The organism is uncultured Sphingobacterium sp. (assembly GCF_964277905.1).
GTDB lineage: Bacteria > Bacteroidota > Bacteroidia > Sphingobacteriales > Sphingobacteriaceae > Sphingobacterium > Sphingobacterium siyangense.
Window position 1 is genome coordinate 43051 of the sequence record NZ_CAXYKD010000035.1, and the last position, 19760, is coordinate 62810.

The 19760-nt window shown below is 40.0% G+C and carries 21 protein-coding genes; 7 read left to right on the plus strand and 14 right to left on the minus strand.

Annotated elements, in window-relative coordinates; all coding sequences use genetic code 11:
* Positions 1-55: 55 nt before the first annotated feature.
* From ACHWSC_RS15850 to ACHWSC_RS15885, 8 genes are all read right to left on the minus strand, one after another.
* Positions 56-244: a hypothetical protein gene (locus ACHWSC_RS15850; protein ID WP_394677384.1), complete on the minus strand. Its 189-nt coding sequence runs from the start codon at positions 242-244 to the stop codon at positions 56-58.
* Between the two features lie 219 nt (positions 245-463).
* Positions 464-610 carry a hypothetical protein gene (locus ACHWSC_RS15855; protein ID WP_394677385.1) on the minus strand — a complete coding sequence of 49 codons (147 nt, stop codon included), beginning with the start codon at positions 608-610 and terminating at the stop codon, positions 464-466.
* 10 nt (positions 611-620) lie between these two features.
* The gene (locus ACHWSC_RS15860) at positions 621-1046 is read right to left on the minus strand and encodes an SMI1/KNR4 family protein (RefSeq protein ID WP_394677386.1); all 426 of its coding nucleotides are present in this window, start codon (positions 1044-1046) and stop codon (positions 621-623) included.
* 319 nt (positions 1047-1365) lie between these two features.
* On the minus strand, positions 1366-2757 hold the full coding sequence (locus ACHWSC_RS15865; RefSeq protein WP_394677387.1) for a serine hydrolase domain-containing protein: 1392 nt from the start codon (positions 2755-2757) through the stop codon (positions 1366-1368).
* 220 nt (positions 2758-2977) lie between these two features.
* Entirely contained in the window at positions 2978-3976 is a 999-nt protein-coding gene (locus ACHWSC_RS15870) for an NADP-dependent oxidoreductase (RefSeq protein ID WP_394677388.1), read from the minus strand.
* Positions 3977-4164: 188 nt separating this feature from the next.
* Entirely contained in the window at positions 4165-4893 is a 729-nt protein-coding gene (locus tag ACHWSC_RS15875; protein ID WP_394677389.1) for an SDR family oxidoreductase, read from the minus strand.
* 39 nt (positions 4894-4932) lie between these two features.
* A complete protein-coding gene (locus tag ACHWSC_RS15880) occupies positions 4933-6024 on the minus strand; it encodes an alkene reductase (protein ID WP_394677390.1) in 1092 nt (363 codons plus the stop codon).
* A 62-nt stretch (positions 6025-6086) separates the two neighbouring features.
* Complete coding sequence (locus ACHWSC_RS15885) at positions 6087-6677, minus strand: TetR/AcrR family transcriptional regulator (RefSeq protein ID WP_394677391.1); 591 nt, start codon at positions 6675-6677, stop codon at positions 6087-6089.
* Positions 6678-6807: 130 nt separating this feature from the next.
* Here ACHWSC_RS15885 and ACHWSC_RS15890 point away from each other — a divergent pair, with 130 nt between their 5' ends.
* Entirely contained in the window at positions 6808-6942 is a 135-nt protein-coding gene (locus tag ACHWSC_RS15890) for a hypothetical protein (RefSeq protein WP_394677392.1), read from the plus strand.
* A gap of 38 nt (positions 6943-6980) precedes the next feature.
* Here the strand turns inward: ACHWSC_RS15890 and ACHWSC_RS15895 are convergent, their stop codons facing one another.
* A complete protein-coding gene (locus tag ACHWSC_RS15895) occupies positions 6981-7391 on the minus strand; it encodes a hypothetical protein (protein ID WP_394677393.1) in 411 nt (136 codons plus the stop codon).
* Positions 7392-7748: 357 nt separating this feature from the next.
* Between ACHWSC_RS15895 and ACHWSC_RS15900 the strand changes: the two genes are divergently transcribed.
* The 5 genes from ACHWSC_RS15900 (at position 7749) to ACHWSC_RS15920 (ending at position 12260) form a co-directional block, all read left to right on the plus strand.
* Positions 7749-8345, plus strand: a complete 597-nt coding sequence (locus tag ACHWSC_RS15900; protein ID WP_394677394.1) for a Crp/Fnr family transcriptional regulator — start codon at positions 7749-7751, stop codon at positions 8343-8345.
* 173 nt (positions 8346-8518) lie between these two features.
* Entirely contained in the window at positions 8519-9115 is a 597-nt protein-coding gene (locus ACHWSC_RS15905) for a hypothetical protein (protein WP_394677395.1), read from the plus strand.
* A gap of 189 nt (positions 9116-9304) precedes the next feature.
* Positions 9305-10552: a helix-turn-helix domain-containing protein gene (locus tag ACHWSC_RS15910; RefSeq protein ID WP_394677396.1), complete on the plus strand. Its 1248-nt coding sequence runs from the start codon at positions 9305-9307 to the stop codon at positions 10550-10552.
* Between the two features lie 91 nt (positions 10553-10643).
* The gene (locus ACHWSC_RS15915) at positions 10644-11339 is read left to right on the plus strand and encodes a hypothetical protein (protein ID WP_394677397.1); all 696 of its coding nucleotides are present in this window, start codon (positions 10644-10646) and stop codon (positions 11337-11339) included.
* An 18-nt stretch (positions 11340-11357) separates the two neighbouring features.
* A complete protein-coding gene (locus ACHWSC_RS15920) occupies positions 11358-12260 on the plus strand; it encodes a hypothetical protein (RefSeq protein WP_394677398.1) in 903 nt (300 codons plus the stop codon).
* 45 nt (positions 12261-12305) lie between these two features.
* On the opposite strand, the gene ACHWSC_RS15925 is transcribed toward ACHWSC_RS15920, so the two are convergent.
* From ACHWSC_RS15925 to ACHWSC_RS15935, 3 genes are all read right to left on the minus strand, one after another.
* On the minus strand, positions 12306-13163 hold the full coding sequence (locus ACHWSC_RS15925; RefSeq protein ID WP_394677399.1) for a helix-turn-helix domain-containing protein: 858 nt from the start codon (positions 13161-13163) through the stop codon (positions 12306-12308).
* A gap of 233 nt (positions 13164-13396) precedes the next feature.
* Positions 13397-15661, minus strand: coding sequence for a glucosylglycerol-phosphate synthase (ggpS, locus tag ACHWSC_RS15930; protein ID WP_394677400.1), 2265 nt, complete (start codon positions 15659-15661; stop codon positions 13397-13399).
* Complete coding sequence (locus ACHWSC_RS15935) at positions 15591-16655, minus strand: NAD(P)H-dependent glycerol-3-phosphate dehydrogenase (protein WP_394677401.1); 1065 nt, start codon at positions 16653-16655, stop codon at positions 15591-15593. The genes ggpS and ACHWSC_RS15935 overlap by 71 nt, the downstream gene beginning before the upstream one ends.
* Positions 16656-16833: 178 nt before the next feature.
* On the opposite strand from ACHWSC_RS15935, the gene ACHWSC_RS15940 reads away from it, so the two are divergent.
* Complete coding sequence (locus ACHWSC_RS15940; protein ID WP_394677402.1) at positions 16834-18141, plus strand: mechanosensitive ion channel family protein; 1308 nt, start codon at positions 16834-16836, stop codon at positions 18139-18141.
* Between the two features lie 101 nt (positions 18142-18242).
* Here the strand turns inward: ACHWSC_RS15940 and ACHWSC_RS15945 are convergent, their stop codons facing one another.
* Both ACHWSC_RS15945 and ACHWSC_RS15950 read right to left on the minus strand, forming a co-directional pair.
* A complete protein-coding gene (locus ACHWSC_RS15945; protein WP_394677403.1) occupies positions 18243-18944 on the minus strand; it encodes a transglutaminase family protein in 702 nt (233 codons plus the stop codon).
* 59 nt (positions 18945-19003) lie between these two features.
* A complete protein-coding gene (locus ACHWSC_RS15950) occupies positions 19004-19753 on the minus strand; it encodes a helix-turn-helix domain-containing protein (protein ID WP_394677404.1) in 750 nt (249 codons plus the stop codon).
* Between the last annotated feature and the right edge of the window lie 7 nt (positions 19754-19760).

The window sequence follows — 19760 nt, forward strand, 5'->3', positions numbered from 1 at the left end:
ATAGCAAGTTCGTCGGTTTGACCACACACGTCACATTCGAACTTGCTATCCTTTTTCATCGAATATCGTCCTTTATCCACTTTAATTCCCCGCGTTGGATCATGGCGATATACTTTTGCACTTGATCATCGGTCAATAAGCCATTGTCTTCAAGGTGGTAATTGGCCAATTGCCACACTCCCTGAGATTTCCTGAAAACATAAAAAGCAAGACCATATTTGTTGTAAAGATGATAATCTTTCATGCCCGTGCTTTTATCATGCACGGTAATTTGAGCGTACATTACCCGATTTCGGCAAAAGATATCTAGCGGTTTCATTTCAGAATATTACTAATACTACTAATATTATTAGTAATATTATATTCAGTAAAGATATTGAGGGTTTCTCATCTTTTATATGTAATCGGATGTATTAAGCCTATCATAGCCCGATAATATCATCGCACAAATTGTCTGGACGTGTTACTTGGGAGTTTCTATGACACGATTGTACATTTCCTGCATCTTCTTCTCATAGCCGGTAGAGCGACCGCCAAAGAAATCGACATAGCTCGCTCCTATATCAGCCCCACTATTGCCAATACGATTAGGGTCTCTGACGCTCTTCACGTAATAAGTTTCATTTGAACCATTCTTGTCCGTTGTCTAATTGTTGTAAAAAGTCCGTAAAAGAGATTCCAATTTCAATATGATATTGTTTGTCTAAATCAATAAAAGGCGTAAGTACTACCCTAATTGAATTGTCAACTGTCTGTTCAATTGCAATAAATTCACTACTTCCATTTCCGCCAATTGCCAAAGTCTTTGGAAGGTTCTCAAAAATTTGATAGTCGGTATTCGCTCCAATTAATTCGTCAATGTCCCAAAGTCTCACGAACTCTGATCCTATAAACTTTTCAAAACCCGAGTAATTCTGTAAAAAAAACAAGTAATCGTTAGGAAGATTGAAGTTCAAAATTCTTTGTATTTGTTCAATTTTTGTTTTGGCTTTTTGAGGACGTTTTGGACAATTGTATTTCAATAATAGTTCATTGACTGTTTTCATATGCTAAGTTACTATTTTTTGTAAAGTTCTATTTTTCTGTTGTCATATTTTCTCGTCCTGAAAAACTTTACAGATGGTCTAATACGGTTCTTACTTTACAGATGGTCTAATACGGTTCTTACTTTACTACTATGTGCGAATAAACCGATGTACTCCATTTTAGCAACACACGGTTATTGTAAATTGAAATCTTTTCCTGTCTCGCACCAAATTCGGTTAGAGTGATATTTTTCTTCTCTACTTCAGTCTTAATGTTTGGGTCAATTGTCAGTCCGGCCGTTGAATTGTCTTTTGTCGTTGTCGTAAAAAGTTTACTCCATTATCGCTTCTTTTTCATAAATTGAAAGTTGGATTTGCCCTGTTTATAATTTATTGTTCCAGCCTTCAAGTTGAAAGTCAGCTGGATATTTGCTGGATCATATCTAAAAGTATGACCTTCATAAGCATCCAGAGGCAACGCATGTTGTCCATCGGCTTGGAGCATCAGTATATCGCCCTTTTTAAAGAAATTTAGGTTTAAAGGAATGTTCGGTTCAAAATAGTTGCCTATATATTGCGTTAACATATCATCTGTCAGCTTGAATGATTTCAAGAGGGGATCATGCAATGGCTCATCGTAAATGATCTTTCTAATTTCACTCTTCGGCGTATAGGTAAGGAAAGTCGAATTATTCTGTAAAACAATTATTGTCACATCATGATCGATGTGTCGGCCAATATAGGTATTATAGCCTGCCCAGCCTCCTGAATGATAGATCAGACGCCCATATTTCGTAGATTCTCCGATCTCCCATCCAAAGCCATAGTCTGTCTTCTCTCCGGTTGCCGTCACTCCTGATTGAAAGATTAACGCTTTATCCGCTGAATTGACCAATTGCTCTGTATACAATGCTCTATCCCATTTGAACAAATCGTCTAAGGTGGAATTGACCATACCATCTCCTACCACACCATCCAGATAATAATAATAGTGATCCTTTCCGAGGCTATCAGCAGCAACTTTGTTATCCAAACTATCTGTCAAATACCCTACAGCGTAATTTTTTAGTACACGTGGCGCATATCGACTTCGATACACGGAGGTATTCGACATATCTAGGGGATCGAATATATTATTCTTTAAAAAGGTACCGAAACTTTCCTTTGCTATTCGCTCAATTATGAGCGCCAATAGCGCATACCCTGTATTACTGTATTCGAATCGCTCACCTGGTTGGAAATGAACTACTGGTTTATGTTTTACAAACTCGGTTACAATGGTTTCATTTGTGACAAAATGACTCTTGTCCCATTTCTCAATAAACAGATCCATATAATCGGGAAGACCGCTGGTATGCTGAAGTAGGTGCTTAATGTTGATGTTACCATAATCGCTTAGTTCGGGAATATACTTGGACATCAAGTCATCATAGGCGAGCTTTCCGCGCTTCTCCAGCAATACTACTGCTATTGCCGTAAAAGCCTTTGACACAGAAGCAAGCTCAAATATAGTCTCTGGATTAAGACTTGCCCCTGTCGCCACATTAGCTATGCCACGGCTTCCTCTATAGATGATTTTTCGGCCTTTAGCCACCAAAACATTCCCATTGAACATTTCTTTATGATGCAAAGTATTTAGAAGGCTATCTATTTTTGTCGCTTGGATACTTTGTGCGAAAGTATTCACATAAGTAAATAATAACGGAGCAAAAAGCAATTGTTTGATCATCATATAATTCAATTATGGTGCGAATATATGTAATCTTTGGATGATTGGAGATTTCTGGCTTTGAGACCATCCAATTTCGAGGCAAAAATCGAATTGAACCTTCTCAGCTTAACATATAAATGATTTATGGCCATCGGATTTCGAATCAAGATGTTCAACGATATCAAAATATCCACCAATCAGACTTAGAGCCAACTTTGTTACCTCATTTGGATCTTCACTTTTATTTTATTTTGACCACAACTTTTCCTTTCGTTCTTCCATTTTCGACATATTCCAGCGCTTTATTGGTTTCTTCAAATGGAAATACACTGTCTATAATAGGTTTAATGATTCCAGCATTTATCAATTTTGTAATTTCATTGAGCTGATTTCCATCTGCCTTCATAAAAAGAAAGGTGTAATCAACACCCAATTTTTTCGCTTTTTTCTTGACCCCGAAGCTCAGAAATCTTGTTACCATCTTCACCAGCCAATTCGCATGGATAGCTTCAGCAAAATCAGGTGTTGGCGGACCGGAAATTGAAATGACCCTGCCTCCTGCTTTTAAAATATTTAATGATTTTTCAAGTGCTCTATTATCCTGACTATTTAAAGCGAGGTCATAATCTTGCAGTATTGCTTCAAAATCCTGTGTTTTATAATCAATTAAGACGTCAGCACCTATTTCTTTCAGGAAATCAAAACTTTTGGCACTTGCAGTTGCCGCAACAGTTGCGCCAAGATGTTTCGCTAACTGGATCGCAATGGTACCGACTCCTCCCGACCCCGCCTGAATAAATACCTTTTGTCCTTTTTTTAACTGACCAATTTCCACCAGAGCCTGCCACGCTGTGAGTGCGACTAAAGGAACCGATGCAGCTTCTTCCATCGAAAGATTCTTTGGTTTAAGGGCTAAATCTTCTTCCCTCACCGTTATATATTCTGCAAACGTACCTATATGAAAGTCGGTCGGCCTAGCATAAACTTCATCTCCAACATTGTATTTTTTCACATTCTTTCCCACTTCCTTTACAATTCCAGCAAGATCGTGACCTAAAATAATCGGCATTTTGTAGGGAAGAATAAGTTTGAATTCCCCTGTTTTTATCTTGGAATCCAACAGGTTTAAACCTGATGCATAAATCTCCACCAATACCTCATTGTCTTTAATTTTTGGTAAAGAAACATCTGTCAGCAGCAGACCTCCCTTTGTATATTTATTAATTAGAAATGCTTTCATGATTATTTCAATTTTATATACTCTTTTTTAGCATTGATTATATTATAGGCCGTCTTAGGCAGCTTACAACCCTATTCCTGTACCTCCTCCCGTTATCAGGATCATCTTATTTTTCAAATTCATAACGAAAAATTCAAAAAAAACTGAACCAATCTTTTAATTTCTCAAAAGACTGATTCAGCGTGCATTTATGCCTGCGCAAGTTTTGACATAGCTTCTCCAATAGCATTTGCGTAAACCTTTGTTTCACCGACAGGAATATCGAACAGATTACCTTCCAGTCCGATAATCAGTTCATCTGCAACTTCACTTGGCGCAATTCCTGCCGCTCCACCTATTTCAGCAGAAAAATCGGTGTTTACAAGTGGCGGATAAACCTCATAGACCTGAAGATTTTGCTGCTCTTCATAAGTCTTTCTCAGTGCAGTCGTGTAACTATGTAATGCTGCCTTGGACGCTCCATAAGTCGGTAGTAATTTATGGCTTCCGTAGACAGCAATTGATGAAACGTTGACCACAGCGGCGGCTTCTCTGTCCAATAAGTGAGAAAGCATTAATTCTGTAAAGTGAATAATCGCAAAATAGTTCGTATTCATCTCGATCATCGCTTTTTCGTGAGCGCCTGCCGTTTCGCTCAATAGATATGCAAATGCCGAACCGGCATTGTTGACGATAATATTAACATCAGGATAATTGGTTTTCAACTCTTCTGCGATTCTTATCCGATCTGATTCTATGGATAAGTCGCCCTGAATTGCTATAGCATCCTTTAGCTCAGTCTGCGCTTTTTCAAGGCGCTCCTTATTACGTCCGTTGATAATGATTTTATTACCGGCATCGCTTAATTTTTTGGCGATCGCTAGTCCTATACCGGCACTACCGCCACTGATGAATATGGTATTTCCTGTTGTTTTCATTTTAAAATTTTATTTAATGTTGATATATTAAGTGTTTTTCTATTTGCTCAGAAATGGATAATCTGTATATCCTTTTTTTCCAGGGGTATAAAAAGTTTCCTGATCTGGGATATTGAGTGCAGAATCTGTTTTAAAACGTTCAACCAAATCTGGATTAGCAATAAATGGAACGCCAAAGGACACTAAGTCGGCATCCTCATCCTCAAGGACCTGTTCTGCTGTCTGTTTATTGAAAGTGCGGTTAATGATAATAGTCCCTTTATAAATTTCACGAAAATGCTTTGCCACATGCTGAATCGCATTTTTATTACCCGTTACATCGGTGAAAGGCTCTATTAAATGAATGTAGGCCAGATCATAATCATTTAACAGGCTGACAATATAATTATAGGTCGCAATGGTCTCATCATCCACAGAAATCCCCATGATTCCGTCCAGAGATGGATTGAGCCGCACGCCGACATTTCCAGTATCGGCCACGTCTCTGATTGCATCTAATATCTCAAAAAGAATTCTTGCACGGTTTTCAGGAGAACCTCCGTATTCATCTGTTCTGTAATTGGCATTTTTGCTGAAAAACTGCTGCAAAAGATAGCCGTTTGCACCATGAAGCTCTATCCCGTCAAAACCAGCGCGGAAAGCATTGATAGCTCCTTGTTTAAAATCGTTAACTGTCCTTTTGATATCTTCAATTGTCATCGGCTGAGGAACAACGGTAGGTTTAAAGCCTTCTAAAGTATATGCTTTCTGCCCAGGATTAAAATCGGATGGAGCCAGAGGTAATCTGCCCTTATGCAAATCGGGATGAGAATAAGCTCCTGTATGCCAGAGCTGGGCAAAGATGCTCCCTCCTTTATCATGAACAGAATCAGTGATTAATTTCCAGCCTTCAACCTGGTTATCGGTATAGATTCCGGGAACATTCATAAATCCAATACCCTCCTCACTGATAAAAGTACCTTCGGTAATGATCAGTCCGGCTGTTGCACGCTGCGCGTAATATATCGCAGTCAGTTCGGTTGCAACATTACCCTCGTTGGCAGACCGGGCTCTGGTCATCGGAGCCATTACCATTCTGTTTTTTAACCGTTTACCATTAAGCTCGTAGCTTTCAAACAACTTGTTGCTCATATTTCAATTCATCGGTTTAATATTCAAAATATACTTTTTAGTCTATTTTGTTTCAAAAAAAATTACAGCATATACTGCTCTAATTCTTTTTTAAGGTCCTTGATAAGTTCTAGCATCAATTTTCTCGATCCCATCGTCCTGCTCAGAACAATTCCACCTTCTATCGCTGAAAACATTTTAAAGGCAAAAACTTCTGCATTTAGGTTTTCTGAAAATTCACCGTTCATTTTCCCCTCTTCCAGTACATTTGAAAGAGCGATCTGACCAGCGTTCAGAACTGCTGAAACCTTCTTTTTTATCGATGGAAAATTATCATCAGCCTCAACAGCAGTGTTAAAGATGGGGCAGCCTCCTGCTATATAGGTATCGATCGGATTCTTATAAAAATCAAGATATAAAAAGATCTTCTCTTTCGCTGTTTTACCTTTTGATACAATAGATGCCACTCTTTCGGTTATTTTTTTTAGGGAATAGTCTACAACCTGTTCCGAAAGATCCTCTTTTCCATTGAAATGCCCATAAAGACAGCCCTTGGTTAACTTGGTCGCTTCCAAAACATCGTCAATACTCACACCCGATATCCCTTTCTCATTGTAAAGCGGGCTGGCGGTTTCAAGAATAAATTGTTTTGTTTTTTCTGCCTTTGTCAACATCTGTATTATTATTTACGCTACAAATATACCAAAAAGTATATTTTAAAAACAAATAAAATATACTAAAAAGTATATTTAAAAAAATTGACTGCTGTCACATCCGCTAAGAAAACACTTTAAAAACAAAGAAATGATAGAAAAAGGGCTTAATGACGGTTACCTGAGCTGTACGATCAAAAATCTGGTAAAAGATCATTTGATTGTTAAGACAATTTCGGCGACAGACAAGCGTATATCTTATTATCTAATACTCTTGCTTTCATAAATTTTTAATATCTTCGAGAATTAATCCCCGTTTAAAAGTCAGTATTTTTTTTCCGGTGGAAGTGCGATCTCGCGTGTAAAATATTGACCGCCACTATAAAAATACCTGGCCTTTCCCGCTAAAACCTCCACTCCAATAGTCTCATCATCGACGATAACGAGCTTCAATTTGATAGCCTTGCTTTCAGCGCTGAATCCATTATTGACATGTTTAAGCTTCAAAAGATAATCTGCTTGCATCCCAAAACTAACTGCAAACGTTTGGGTATGCTCTCCTATTCGATAGCAGATCGTATCATTTAATACAATAAGTGTTCTTATGAGGGTTTTCTTTTCAAAGGTTTGCACTTTCTCTCTTCCCTTGCCAAGGGGATCCAATGAAATACTATCGACAAATTCATACACACCATTCTTTAAATGAGCTTGCGCAAATGCCACATCCAATTCCATTATCACAAAAATTAATATGCAAAACATCCACCTCATATCAGCTTATTTAAACCAATTTACAGTTAGTTTTGTAGTGTATAAGACTACTTTATAATTCGTTCGGAGACATTTATTATTCGTTATGACTTCATCATTATCTGTAAAATATCATTATGCCGATTTTCCCTTAAGGACGAGGCTTAGCTGTAGACTTCTAATAAAGGGTTCTTCCCCACTTTTGGTGTTAAATCTATCCTATATATCTAGTGGTCATTGATATCGAAATATCCAAAGAAGAAGAAAAATCAATTTTAGCTATTTAAAATATACGTTATATTTATTTGAAAGTAATAGCATCATGTAAGCCCGCTAAAGCAAATGACAGAAACAGAAAAATATCTTGCTGACTTTAAAACAGCTGTTACAAGCGTATATCCCATTTCGGATAAGGCATTTGATTTGTTTGCTGAAACGGCCTATGTTCAGCAGTTCAAGAAAAATGAAGTTTTACTACGAGAAGGGCGTGTTGCCAATGACATTTTCTTTGTTTGCAAAGGAGCCTTAAGCTCTTATTTTATTGATGAAAAAGGAGCTATCTGGAATAAATGGATTTATTTGGAGAGGGATTTTGCGAGCACAAGATTTTCGGCAATAATAAAAACGCCCAACGATTTTAAACTGCAAGCTATCGAAAACACTACTGTGGTATGTATGCCTTATCATCAAACAAGAGCAGCTATTAATCAAAATGATGAACTAAAAAACCTTTACATTGCCTATTTGGAGAAAAAATGGATAGTCATTAATGAAGAAAGAGAAATTTCTTTACTGACCGAAAGTGCAACCACAAGATATCTCAAATTGCTGGCGGCACATCCTGGAATTGACAGCAGAATTCCACTACAATATATTGCTTCGCACCTGAGCATTACCCCAACACAGTTGAGCCGAATACGTAAAGGGCTAACCAAATAAAAAAATCATTACGCTCAACCTATGTAGAGTGCGTTTTCGAAATTACTCTCTATTTTTACTTATTATCAAACAACAATAAAGTATGCTATTAAACTCTTTGAAATAGAACGCATCGTACTATTAATTGAAGTTTGGAATAGGAGAACGTAATAATTAACAATTGAAATTAAATTATGCAAACAATTTCCAAAACACTAAAAATATTTCTAACCGCGCTGATTCTTTCCAATATCGTACTGATGGCTTGTGTGGTCTACTTTTTTCTGAACAACAAGCAAAGCTTAACCGCCGAAAGAATAGATATCAAGGACAGATCTGGAAAAAATCGTGTCGTTATTGCAAACACAGATAACATTCCGCAACCTATTATCAAAGGGAACACATATAAGAGGGCTTACGCTCCCGCGGGTCTGATTTTCTATGATAAAAATGGCGACGAAAGAGGTGGCTTGGCAATTACTGATAATGAAGAGACTAACCTGAATGCACTTGCATTTGATTATCAGAATGCCGATGCCATTGGTATCTTGGCACAGGATAATAAACACGACAATTATTTCAGGGCTGGTCTATTGATTAATGATAAAGATCTATCCGGTAAACCGGGGCATAATATTAACCGGATAAACCTACTAACCGAGAATGGGAACGCTGCTTTGGTGATGAAAGATAACAATGAGATACCGAGAATTATTCTAAAGGTGGACAGTCTGGGTAACCCTTCTATCGAAATGTTGGACGATAAGGGAAAAGTGAAATGGAAACAATAAGCTATAATCGAGAACTGTGCTGTCATTGATAAAATCACTATCTCCGCTTAAGCGATCGAAGCATAAACCGAAAAACGAAAAAGCAATCTATATCAGTAATCTCATTCCACAGCAGTTTGATATTGTATCGCATGGAACCCTAACAGATTTATCCGTTTGGATGGACACGGACAAGACCACTAAAGATCATTGCTAATTTGTAAAAAAAAGCTTACTCGTCGCCCCGCTATCCGTAAATGGTTGGATCGGGGTACCTATATGGATGATGTAGCACCATTTGATCAATTATGTTTAAATTCACGTTACAATGATAACTTGCTCCTGCTCATGATCAATATACTCTATACCTTTCATGCTTTTTCGGCTGGTGCATTTCTGTTGCTCGGCACCTTGTTCTTTATGGGTGTCAACCACAGTTGTTCCCACACAGACCGGTGGCTTGGAACATGGTATTATTTGATGGCATGCTTATTTACCCAGCTTTTTCTTGAAGGTTTTCATATCGAGAGCGGGGGATTGATCCATACGCTGGAACTACCGCGATGGGCTACACTCCCCTGCTTCTACCTGGCCGTTCACTACATGGTCAAACCAACAGCAAAAATTCGGTATTGGGGACTACATTTTTTTCCATTCCTCGCTTTCGTTTTCTTCTCCATCATTTATTTAATACCCGGACTTTCTAATAGACACATCCATCCGCCTCAATTACCGCAATGGATCATCTTTGCTATCAAATATTTCTTTTTTGCACAATGTATCTTTTATTGGATTGCTTGTTATAACCTCTTTAAAATACACCAGAAAAACATTCGCCAGCTATCTTCCTATACGGAAAAGATAAACATGGCTTGGTTAAAGTACCTATTGATTGCGCTGTTATTGATGATTGTTGTCCGTCTACTCGCTATGGTTCATTTAGTTTTTAGTGCTGTCGCCCCAATTTTATATTTTATGGGCACAGTGGCACTTGGGTACGCAACGCTAACACAACGGTCAATTTACACAATTGAGTCTACAAAAAACCTCATCAACGAAGCGCAGCATAAAAAGGTTAAAGCCGAGGATCGGCTTACAGCACAACAGGTAGACACATTAAAAGAAAAATTATTACAGAAAACTACAGCTGAAAAGCTATATCTCGACCCGGGTTTAACATTATCATCCCTCGCGGAGCATATCGGAATCAATCCGCACGATCTGTCCTACATCATAAACAATGGACTGCAGAAAAATTTTTACCAGTTTATCAACGAGCTTCGCACGGAGGAAGCGAAACAACTTTTATTATCCGAAGAGGCCAAGCTACTTGATATGTTTGGAATCGCAATAAGGGCAGGTTTCAATTCAAGAACAACCTTTTATGCCAGCTTTAAAAAAGCAACAGGCATTACGCCGACAGAATATATGAAAGTCAATAGTAAACAATCAAACTAACTCGACACAATGAAGTTTGTTCGATTGCATCCATTCGGACGGTTAGCCTATCAAAAAGACCTACTCTTGTATCATATCAACAAAAGAAATTATGATACAATACACCAAACCAAGCGGGTACTCGAGAGCGATCCACCAATTTTCCAAAGCAACATATGGTCTTCTGGTGGGAGCATGTTGTCTTTTTGCTTCGATTGATACATTTGCACAGCCCAGCCCTAAAGATAGGCCCCAGCAACAACAGTTGGTTCCGCTAAAATCATTTCAAGGCTACTACCAGCTACCCAATAAAGTAGCTTTCATTGCTTTCGAGGAGCAAGATAACAACCTGTATGCGACACAGCTGTGGGATCAGAAAAAAAGATATCAGCTGGTCCGTAAAGATGATACGCATTTTGAATCCAAAAACGAAGGCTATGCCATAGAATTTTTAAAGGATGATTCCGACGATTTTAGCCAAACCAAGATACTGGGTAGGATTTTATGTGAGCGTGTGCCATTTGACCCCACTAAAATCGCGAGTTTAACCGCATCTCAACTGAAACAACTTGCCGGAACTTACCTCAAAGTAAATGACAACAACTTTAAAATTCAAATAGATCCCTCCTCAACAGGCCTAACGCTTACTCAATTGTGGGATAACAAAACAATTTCATTTACCCCACGATCGGAATTTTTCTTCCTCAATGATGATGGCACCTTTCCATTGACATTTTCTGTTGCCAATGGAAAGGTAGAGCAGATGCAGTGTTTCGAAAATGATCTTTGGCTAAAAACTGATCAATAATCCTAATAAAAAAATATTATGAACAGATTTATTGCCTGCTTATTCCTGCTGCTGGGTACAGCTCAGCTTAGCGCCCAACAGGTGGCGGATGAACAGTTTCATTATCCCATCACCGATCCGCACCACCGGATCGGTGATGGACCTCTACTCCTATTTGACGAGGCACACAACAATCCGGTTACTTTGAGAGGAGCCTACGCTCCTTTTTCAGATCTCCTTCAGGCTGATGGATATCGCCTCCGAAGTGCTAAAGAAAAAATCTCTTACGATCAATTAAAAGAAGTAAAAATCTATATCAGCATAAATGCCTTATATAATCCGGAAAACTGGAAATTACCCACCTATTCAGCCTTTACCGATCAGGAGATAGAAACTCTCCGCCAATGGGTATTTGATGGTGGAAGCCTATTTCTAGTCACCGACCACATGCCTTGTGGCGGATCTGTACAAACGCTCGGTGCAGCATTTGGTATTCATATCGTGAACGGTTTTGCCTTACCTAAGAATGGACGTCCCGAGATCTTTTCAAAGGACAGAGAAACACTGTTATCAAATTCTATAACCACTGGATCAGGTAAAGAAATAGACAGTATTATGTGCTGGGGTGGAACTGGCTTTATCGTACCAACGACGGCACGTATTATTTCTTTATTAAATGAAGAATATGACATCTACCTGCCCAATGATGCGAATCAGATAAAAAGGCCTATTCCAGACAATATTCCCCGATTGTCGGGCAAAGGGTTTGCAAACGGTGCTTACCTGCAGTTCGGGAAAGGGAGAATTGTGGTATTCGGAGATGGTGCTCCTTTTTCGGCACAACTCCATGGCATCAAAAGTGAAAAAAGAGGAATGAACCATCCGGCCGCAAAACAGAATGCTCAATTTTTGCTCAATATAGTTCATTGGCTTGACCAATGAACTGATTTGGCTAGGCTAATGCTGATTCCTCTGGGAATAAATTTGTCATATAATTGATATACGATAGTCGAGTGGACTAATTCTTGTTTTCTTTCTAAACAGTCTGGTTAATGACTGAGGTTGATTAAATTGCATTTTTTTAGCGATTTCAGCTACTGATAAATCAGTTTCAGCAAGTAATTCCTTTGCTATTTTAACAATAAAATTATCAATATGATACTGTGCTGTATTTTTAGAAGTTTTTAAAGAAACATCATTGAGAAATCGTGTTGTACAATTTAGTTTCCTGGACAATAATGTTAAACTAGGAAGTAGGGACAAGCATTTTCTTTTGCTATCAAAAAGAGTGTGCAGCTCGCTCATGAAATCTTTTTGTAACGCTCTAAACTCATTCAGCTTATCTTCCATTAACTGTTGATAAAACCTTTGCATATGTTGTAAAAGCAAATCAAGATAAGAAATAAGTATTTTAGACTGCGTTTCACTCATGGGCATCTTAGTCTCGAGGTCTATCAGTTCAAAGATATTTTTTATAAGCCTATAATCGTTATTCGATAAGATCATCGATTCCTGAATGGAGTATTCTAGAAACCCAAATTCTTTCAATTTATTTCGCAGACTATATCCTGTAAATAGATCTGAACGGAATGCAAAATAAGCCCCTTCTTTAAAATATCCTCTTATTTCTTGAACCGGAAAATACTGGCTGCTGAAAAATAATAAGATATGTTGTCCACGATGATCCTTATTTGAACATCCAAACACAATCAAGAAATATTTATCATCAATCCATCTTTTGGCAGAATCAAAAAATTGCTCCTCATTTCCAAAATTGTCAAAATAATAACTGAAGCTTGCACTGAAAGCATTTTGAAATTCATTATTATTACCAGTATTTATCATATTTTATTTTTCTTCGAGACTTTGTGCGTTATTTTTTATTGAATTATTCCCTCAAGAAAAACCCTCGTTAAAACAATATTGTTTGTAAAATAGAGGGATTTTCTAAGGGATACATCCAGTAGCTTCGTTTTCAACGTTATTTTGTCTTCTATTTAAGAAACCAGATTAACACGGATTACTATTTTTTTTTCTAAGATGGCTAAAAAAGCACGTTTGACACCTGAGATTAGCAGTTACTTCTTTTCATGAACAATTGCTTTACCCGATTTTTCGAGCTCTTTCACAAAATCCCGCCCCCAGTAATGGATATCGAAGTGCTCAATATGCTCGTACAGCCTGCGCGCCCTTACCTGAGCCTCTCCGGGTTCCATGACCAAGGCTTTCAACAGTGCATCTTTCATGCTCTTACGGTCATAGGGATTAGTCAATATGGCATAAGGCAATTCGACCGAGGCACCTGCAAATTCTGAGAGCACAAGAATCCCGGGAGTCTCCAATAACCCATGGGTCGCAATGTATTCCTTTGCGACCAGATTCAGTCCGTCCCGCAGAGGCGTGATCCAGGCAATATCACTCAGCGCATAGTGTTTGACCACTTCCTCAAAAGGCAAGGCCCTGTAAAAATATTGGATCGGGGTCCAGTTCATCGTTGCATACTTACCGTTGATCTCACCCACGGCCTGATTCACCTGATCCCGGATTTCGTCATAGATCGTCATCCCCTGTGATGGCGGCGTACAGACATTGACCAGTTCGATCTTGCCCCTAAATTCTGGGTATTCGGCCAGAAATTCACCAAAAGCCTGGATTTTTTCCAAGGGGCCTTTGACGTAATCCAGGCGCTCGATGGATATGATACGCGTTATTCCCGATCCGGCTTTGTTTTCTTTGAGGGCATTGATCTCGGTCTTAACCTTATCATCTGTCAAAATCTGTTCGATATGATCCCTGTTCACCCCCACCGGCTGAGCGCCAAACCTAATCTGCCGGCCATCCACCTCTATGATCTTGGTCATCTGATCGACGCCGAGCGCACAGCTATAGGTCAGGAACTGATTGGCGACATCAACTTTTTTGCCCACTTTAAATGGTGTATGGCTACGGATCACATCCACAAAATTCTCGACATAACGCGGGATATGAAAACTGATAAAATCACAGAGCAGCAGGCTGCCGATAATCTCTTTGCGCCAGGGAATAATATTGAAAATATCTGCTGCCGGAAAAGCCGTATGATGAAAAAAGCCAATTTTCAGATCCGGGCGCATGGTCTTTAAAAAAGAAGGCACCATCCACAGATTATACTCATGGATCCAGACCAGCGCCTCCTCGTCGGCCTCGCGGGCAATCCGCTCAGCAAAGCGTTTGTTGATCATCAGATAATGTTCCCAGTCCTCGTGGTTGAACTTTGCCCGGTCCACAAAGGAAAAGATCGTTGGCCAGAATGCCTCTTTGGAGAATACTCGATAGAACTTATCGATATCCTCTTTTGACAACGATATGGTGGAAGCGACCAGATTAGGATACCGGCTTTCGTCCACCAGCTGATTTGGGACCGACTTTCCGTCCTGCTGGATGATTTCCTCCCCGATCCAAAGACCGGAGCGTCCCTTTTCAAATAAGCCCAGCAGCGAAGGAATGATGCCGTTCGGGCTTTTGGGCGCTACTCTTACCGTCTTACCATTGACCGACTCCTTTTCAAAAGGAAGCCGATGATACACCATCACCAGCTGATCTGATTTTTTGGATTTTCTTTTTTGAGGCACCGCTTTTTGTTCCCCGCGGATCAGCTGCTGAAACGGGCGGTATTTTCCCATATACTCCAGTATACCGCCCGCTCCGGCGGCCTCTGCGCTGTATGCTGTATCCAACTGTTCAATAGCCTGCAGCAGCCCCGGCTCGGATTTTCCGACAGCAACACCACGAAAGCCGATCTCAAACAAGGCCAGATCATTCAGTGTATCGCCAGCTACCATCACATCATCGGGTTCAACGGCCAAAAATTCAACCAGCTTCTTTAATGTCGTCCCCTTATTGACCCCTCTGGGGAGTAAGTCCAGGTATTTATCGGCTGAAGTAATGATGTCGCAGTCGTACCTGTCCGCTACCTGCTGCACCAGGGTATGGTCCACGCCGGCTTCAAAATAAAAGGAGCTGCGGCGCTGCTGCGGTACATGCTGGTAATTCAACTGCGGTATTTCCTCCAACGCCGCCCGGATGGCATAAGTCTGCGGCCATTTTTCCTCGATCTCACTCTGCAGCGGCTCAATCGCTTCCAGGCTATGGCCGTTAACGACAGTGGCGCCCACATCCGCAATAATGAAATCCGGCACCGGAATAAGCGGATCGCTCAGCAGCGGCAATACCGACTCCAGCCCTCTTCCGGTAACAAAGACCAGCTGCATATTCGGGCTAGTTTTTATCAATCTATATAATCTGAGGCGGTCTTCCATCTTTCCACCCAAAAAAGTTCCATCTAAATCTGTTGCTAATAGCATAATATTTTATATTCCTTTCTAAAAGTTTAAATTCATCAATTGCGGCCATATGGTTGTATAGCACACGATATGTTGTCTGTAAGAGGGGCAAATTGAGCCCGAGGCTCGAGACCGTCGCCATCAGCCCCCGGGTTGCAAAATATCCTTCAGCGACCATGCCCATGAGTTGAAGAGCTTCGAAAACCGAATATCCCTGGCCAAGGTATTTACCGAAAGTCCGATTACGGCTATGCGCGGAGTAGCCCGTCACCAATAGGTCGCCCAAATAGGTGGAGCTGCCCAGCCGGACATCGGGGGGCGCACCAAGAGAACGAAGCAAAAGCCCCAATTCGTCAATCGCATTGGCCACAATGACCGCCATAAAGTTGTCACCGTAATGCAGTCCTTCGGCCATGCCACAGACGATGCCGACGACATTTTTGTAAATAGCGGCGTACTCCACGCCCAGCATGTCGGCGTTATAGTTTACCTGCATATAGCTTGAAGCGAATCCCTTGGAAATCTTACTGATAAAGGATTTATTGGGACCGCACAGGGTCATATAGGTTTTCTTGCTCCGTGCGATTTCTTCGGCATGGCATGGTCCCGCGATGATTGCCTGCTGCAAATCTTTCAATTCAAAATACCTAGCGAGATGAGCACTGGGGAGCAGGTTGTCCGGGCCGACGGTTCCTTTAATAGCGGTGATCACAAACTTTTCGGCAAGGTCCTCTTTGGGTATTGCGGCGCAAACTTTGTCCAAATGCGCACTGGGCACGACGAAAAGGATTACTTTCGATCGGGCCACGATCTCGTCCAGCTGATCGGACGCATAAATTTTTGTATTGTCAAGTTTTAAAAACGATAGGTAGTCAGGGTTAACAGCATCCCGGTTTATCGAGCGCACCTGCTCTGAACGCCGCAAGTACCAATTGATATGAATGCTATTTTCTGTCAAAATTTTAACCAGGGCCGTGGCCCAACTCCCACCACCTATCACACTAATCTCATTCAAATCGTTGGGGGTTTTAAAGACGCGAAACAGAAAATTTTCGCCATCAGGTTATCTATTAATTTACAAAAATACGTAAAAATTAATCAATAAGCAAACTTTACGCACAAAAGCTGGGTTAAAGGGGTATTTTCCACGCCAAAATCCGTGTTTATATTTCTTCGTAAATTTGTCCGTTCATATGAAAAATTTAAACATGCTTAATTTCAGTGAACAATCATCAAGTTCAATTTATCAGTACATTTTTAATCTCTTTGCCAAATTGGGTTTACCCGAGCAGCAGGCACATATTGTTACGGCCGCCGGATTACTTTTTGCTTTTGCGGTGCTGCTTTATGCACTCGATTACATCATGCGCAAGATATTTTATTCCGCATTGAACCGGATTGCACGGCGGACCTCGACCAAATGGGATGATTATCTGTTGGAAAACAAGGTGCATGTACGCGTGAGCCGTACCCTACTCGTGCTGCTCACACGACAGCTGCTTCCGGTGATCTTCATTGGTTTTCCGGTGCTGATAGCGGCAATTGTCAAATTTCTAGATATCGTGGTATTATTCACCATCTACCATTTGGCCAATAGCTTGTTAAAAACCTGCCGCGATATTTTTCGTGAGGCAAGTGCGTTTAAGGACAAACCCATCGACAGCTACCTGCAGGTGGTACAGATCTTTTTAATTTTTGTGATCGGTACACTGGTCGTTTCCCTGCTTACCGGCAATTCGCCCTGGTCCTTTCTGGTCTCGCTTGGGGCGGCGTCCGCCATCCTCATGCTCGTCTTTAAAGACACTATCCTGGGCTTTGTGGCCAGTATTCAGGTGTCGGCGAATAACTCGGTCCGCGTGGGAGACTGGATAGAAATGTCCAAATACGGTGTGGACGGCGACGTGCTGCAGATCAACCTGAACAATGTGAAGATACAGAATTGGGACAAGACCATTGTTACCATTCCGACCTATACCCTACTGAGCGATTCATTTAAAAACTATCGTGGGATGCAGGAGACCGGTGGCCGTCGGATAAAACGGGCATTGAACATTAAAATGTCTTCGGTGCGTTACCTCAGTGCGGAGGAAATCACGGCATTAAAAACAATCCGGCTGCTGGCTCCCTATATCGAAAAAAGAGAGCGCGAGATTGCCGAGCACAATAAAACCTGGCATACAGACAGCTCCTCGCCTGTCAATGGTCGCAGGATGACCAATATCGGCCTGTTCAGGGCCTATGTACTCGCTTATGCCAAACATAATCCCAATATCCATCAGGAACTTACTTTATTGGTCCGTCAGCTAGCTCCCAGTGAATACGGTATTCCGCTGGAACTCTACATGTTTACCAAGGGGACACAATGGGCCTATTTCGAAGATACGATGGCCGATATTTTTGACCATCTACTGGCTGCCATTAAACACTTTCACCTGCAGGTATTTGAACTGCCGGCATCTGACGACCTGCGGCTGCTCGGCGCGATGGAACCTCGCTCCTAACAGTAGCTCCTTTATTGCGATAAACCTAAGCTTGCCCGGTGGATTCAATCTTATTGCCGCTGGGCAGCTATCAAAAGACCGGCATCTTACCAAACTGCCTGTTACCTGCCGTTTCTTATCTTCGCAACGTTTTTGTTCATCTTGTGCCTAACGATATTTTTGAAAACAAACCTTTCAAAAACGTTTAATTTTTGTTGATGTTGTTCGTAAAATTCGTCAGGCGTATCGAATAAACCAAAATCCTGATTGATTCCTTTGTCTTGAATAAAAGTATTGTTTAAATTCCAATCAATTGGCGGATTTTTAAAATTATCAGTGTAAGCTCCATAACCACAAAAAGTAGTTTTACAATCGCTATTTTCCTCTTGTAGCTTGGCTAAATATATTTTGTCCAAAATCACACCTTCTAAAAAATACCATTGTTCATCGACCAATATTTCAACCCAACTATGCAGAATGTTTTTAGGCGAAAGTTTATACCAAATTCCCGTAATCGCTCCTTTTTGTAATGCTTTATCAATTGTAAATCCGTGAATACGATTCGGTATCTCGGTAGCTCTCAATAATGCCATTAACAAAGTGGCTTTCGTATTGCATTGTCCATATCCGTCTTTTAAAACAGCTGAGGCTGAAATGTTATCCGAAAGATTATAACCGAATTTTATTTCATCTCTTACAAAATTATAAATCGCTTTTATCCTTGAAATCATATCAAGTTGATTCCATTCGCTCTCGTTGACTAATTTCTGAATCGAATCGTGAGAATAGTCAAGAATTTTAGTCTCTTTAAGGTAATTGTTCATATTGCTTTTTTACACTACAAAGATGGACAGCAACAATAAAACAAACTTGTATAAAGTGGCTATTTTAACGATGACAAAAATTTTGGCGTGAGTCCAAATGTCTCTTTAAATGTTCTGCTGTAATGAGAACTATCTGTAAATCCAAACTGATGTGCAGTTTCGGTAATCGAATGTTCTTTTAAGTAAGGTAATGACTTTATGAGTTTATTCCAAAGTTGGTACCGTCTGAAATTAAGATTTGTTTTCTCTTTGAAAAGATGTAAAAAACGTGCTTCGGAAAGAAAACAAATATTCGCAATTTCTTTAAGCGATACAATTCGGTCAAAATTTTGTTCTAAATATTGAATTGCTTTGTAAATTCTTTCGTCTTCAAAGTGATTTTTAAGTTCACATTCGCATCGGAAGTTTACGAAATAATTGTTGATCTTATTCGTCAAATTGATAAAGTCAGAATCATTTTGTGAATAATCTGCAAAAATTTCTACAAGTTGTTCAAAGTCTTCATCCAAACTCGTAATCTTAATGTTTCTGTATTTATTGTATAATTGATGACCTATACTACTAATCGGGTTTATAAGAATAATCAACGAAGTTTCATTACTTTTAAATTGGTGTAGTACATTGCTGTTAATGAAACAAGTCGAGTAAGAATTTTGGTTATCTTTCTCTTCTGTGATTTTAATTTTTCCCTGTGAAGCAACACTGATTTGCAAAGCAAAATGTTTATGCAAAACGTTGTCGTTAAACTGTCCAACGAACACTCCCATTGTTCTTTCGATATGTATTTTATTTTGAGCGGTGTCGTTCATTGAAATG

Coding starts and splice junctions, on each gene's coding strand:
- ACHWSC_RS15850 (WP_394677384.1), bottom strand. CDS start 244: ATGAAAGATTATCATCTTTACAACAAATATGGTCTTGCTTTTTATGTT.
- ACHWSC_RS15915 (WP_394677397.1), top strand. CDS start 10,644: ATGATACAATACACCAAACCAAGCGGGTACTCGAGAGCGATCCACCAA.
- ACHWSC_RS15865 (WP_394677387.1), bottom strand. CDS start 2,757: ATGATGATCAAACAATTGCTTTTTGCTCCGTTATTATTTACTTATGTG.
- ggpS (WP_394677400.1), bottom strand. CDS start 15,661: ATGCTATTAGCAACAGATTTAGATGGAACTTTTTTGGGTGGAAAGATG.
- ACHWSC_RS15940 (WP_394677402.1), top strand. CDS start 16,834: ATGAAAAATTTAAACATGCTTAATTTCAGTGAACAATCATCAAGTTCA.
- ACHWSC_RS15950 (WP_394677404.1), bottom strand. CDS start 19,753: ATGAACGACACCGCTCAAAATAAAATACATATCGAAAGAACAATGGGA.
- ACHWSC_RS15895 (WP_394677393.1), bottom strand. CDS start 7,391: ATGGAATTGGATGTGGCATTTGCGCAAGCTCATTTAAAGAATGGTGTG.
- ACHWSC_RS15885 (WP_394677391.1), bottom strand. CDS start 6,677: ATGTTGACAAAGGCAGAAAAAACAAAACAATTTATTCTTGAAACCGCC.
- ACHWSC_RS15860 (WP_394677386.1), bottom strand. CDS start 1,046: ATGAAAACAGTCAATGAACTATTATTGAAATACAATTGTCCAAAACGT.
- ACHWSC_RS15890 (WP_394677392.1), top strand. CDS start 6,808: ATGATAGAAAAAGGGCTTAATGACGGTTACCTGAGCTGTACGATCAAA.
- ACHWSC_RS15900 (WP_394677394.1), top strand. CDS start 7,749: ATGACAGAAACAGAAAAATATCTTGCTGACTTTAAAACAGCTGTTACA.
- ACHWSC_RS15920 (WP_394677398.1), top strand. CDS start 11,358: ATGAACAGATTTATTGCCTGCTTATTCCTGCTGCTGGGTACAGCTCAG.
- ACHWSC_RS15945 (WP_394677403.1), bottom strand. CDS start 18,944: ATGAACAATTACCTTAAAGAGACTAAAATTCTTGACTATTCTCACGAT.
- ACHWSC_RS15905 (WP_394677395.1), top strand. CDS start 8,519: ATGCAAACAATTTCCAAAACACTAAAAATATTTCTAACCGCGCTGATT.
- ACHWSC_RS15870 (WP_394677388.1), bottom strand. CDS start 3,976: ATGAAAGCATTTCTAATTAATAAATATACAAAGGGAGGTCTGCTGCTG.
- ACHWSC_RS15880 (WP_394677390.1), bottom strand. CDS start 6,024: ATGAGCAACAAGTTGTTTGAAAGCTACGAGCTTAATGGTAAACGGTTA.
- ACHWSC_RS15875 (WP_394677389.1), bottom strand. CDS start 4,893: ATGAAAACAACAGGAAATACCATATTCATCAGTGGCGGTAGTGCCGGT.
- ACHWSC_RS15925 (WP_394677399.1), bottom strand. CDS start 13,163: ATGATAAATACTGGTAATAATAATGAATTTCAAAATGCTTTCAGTGCA.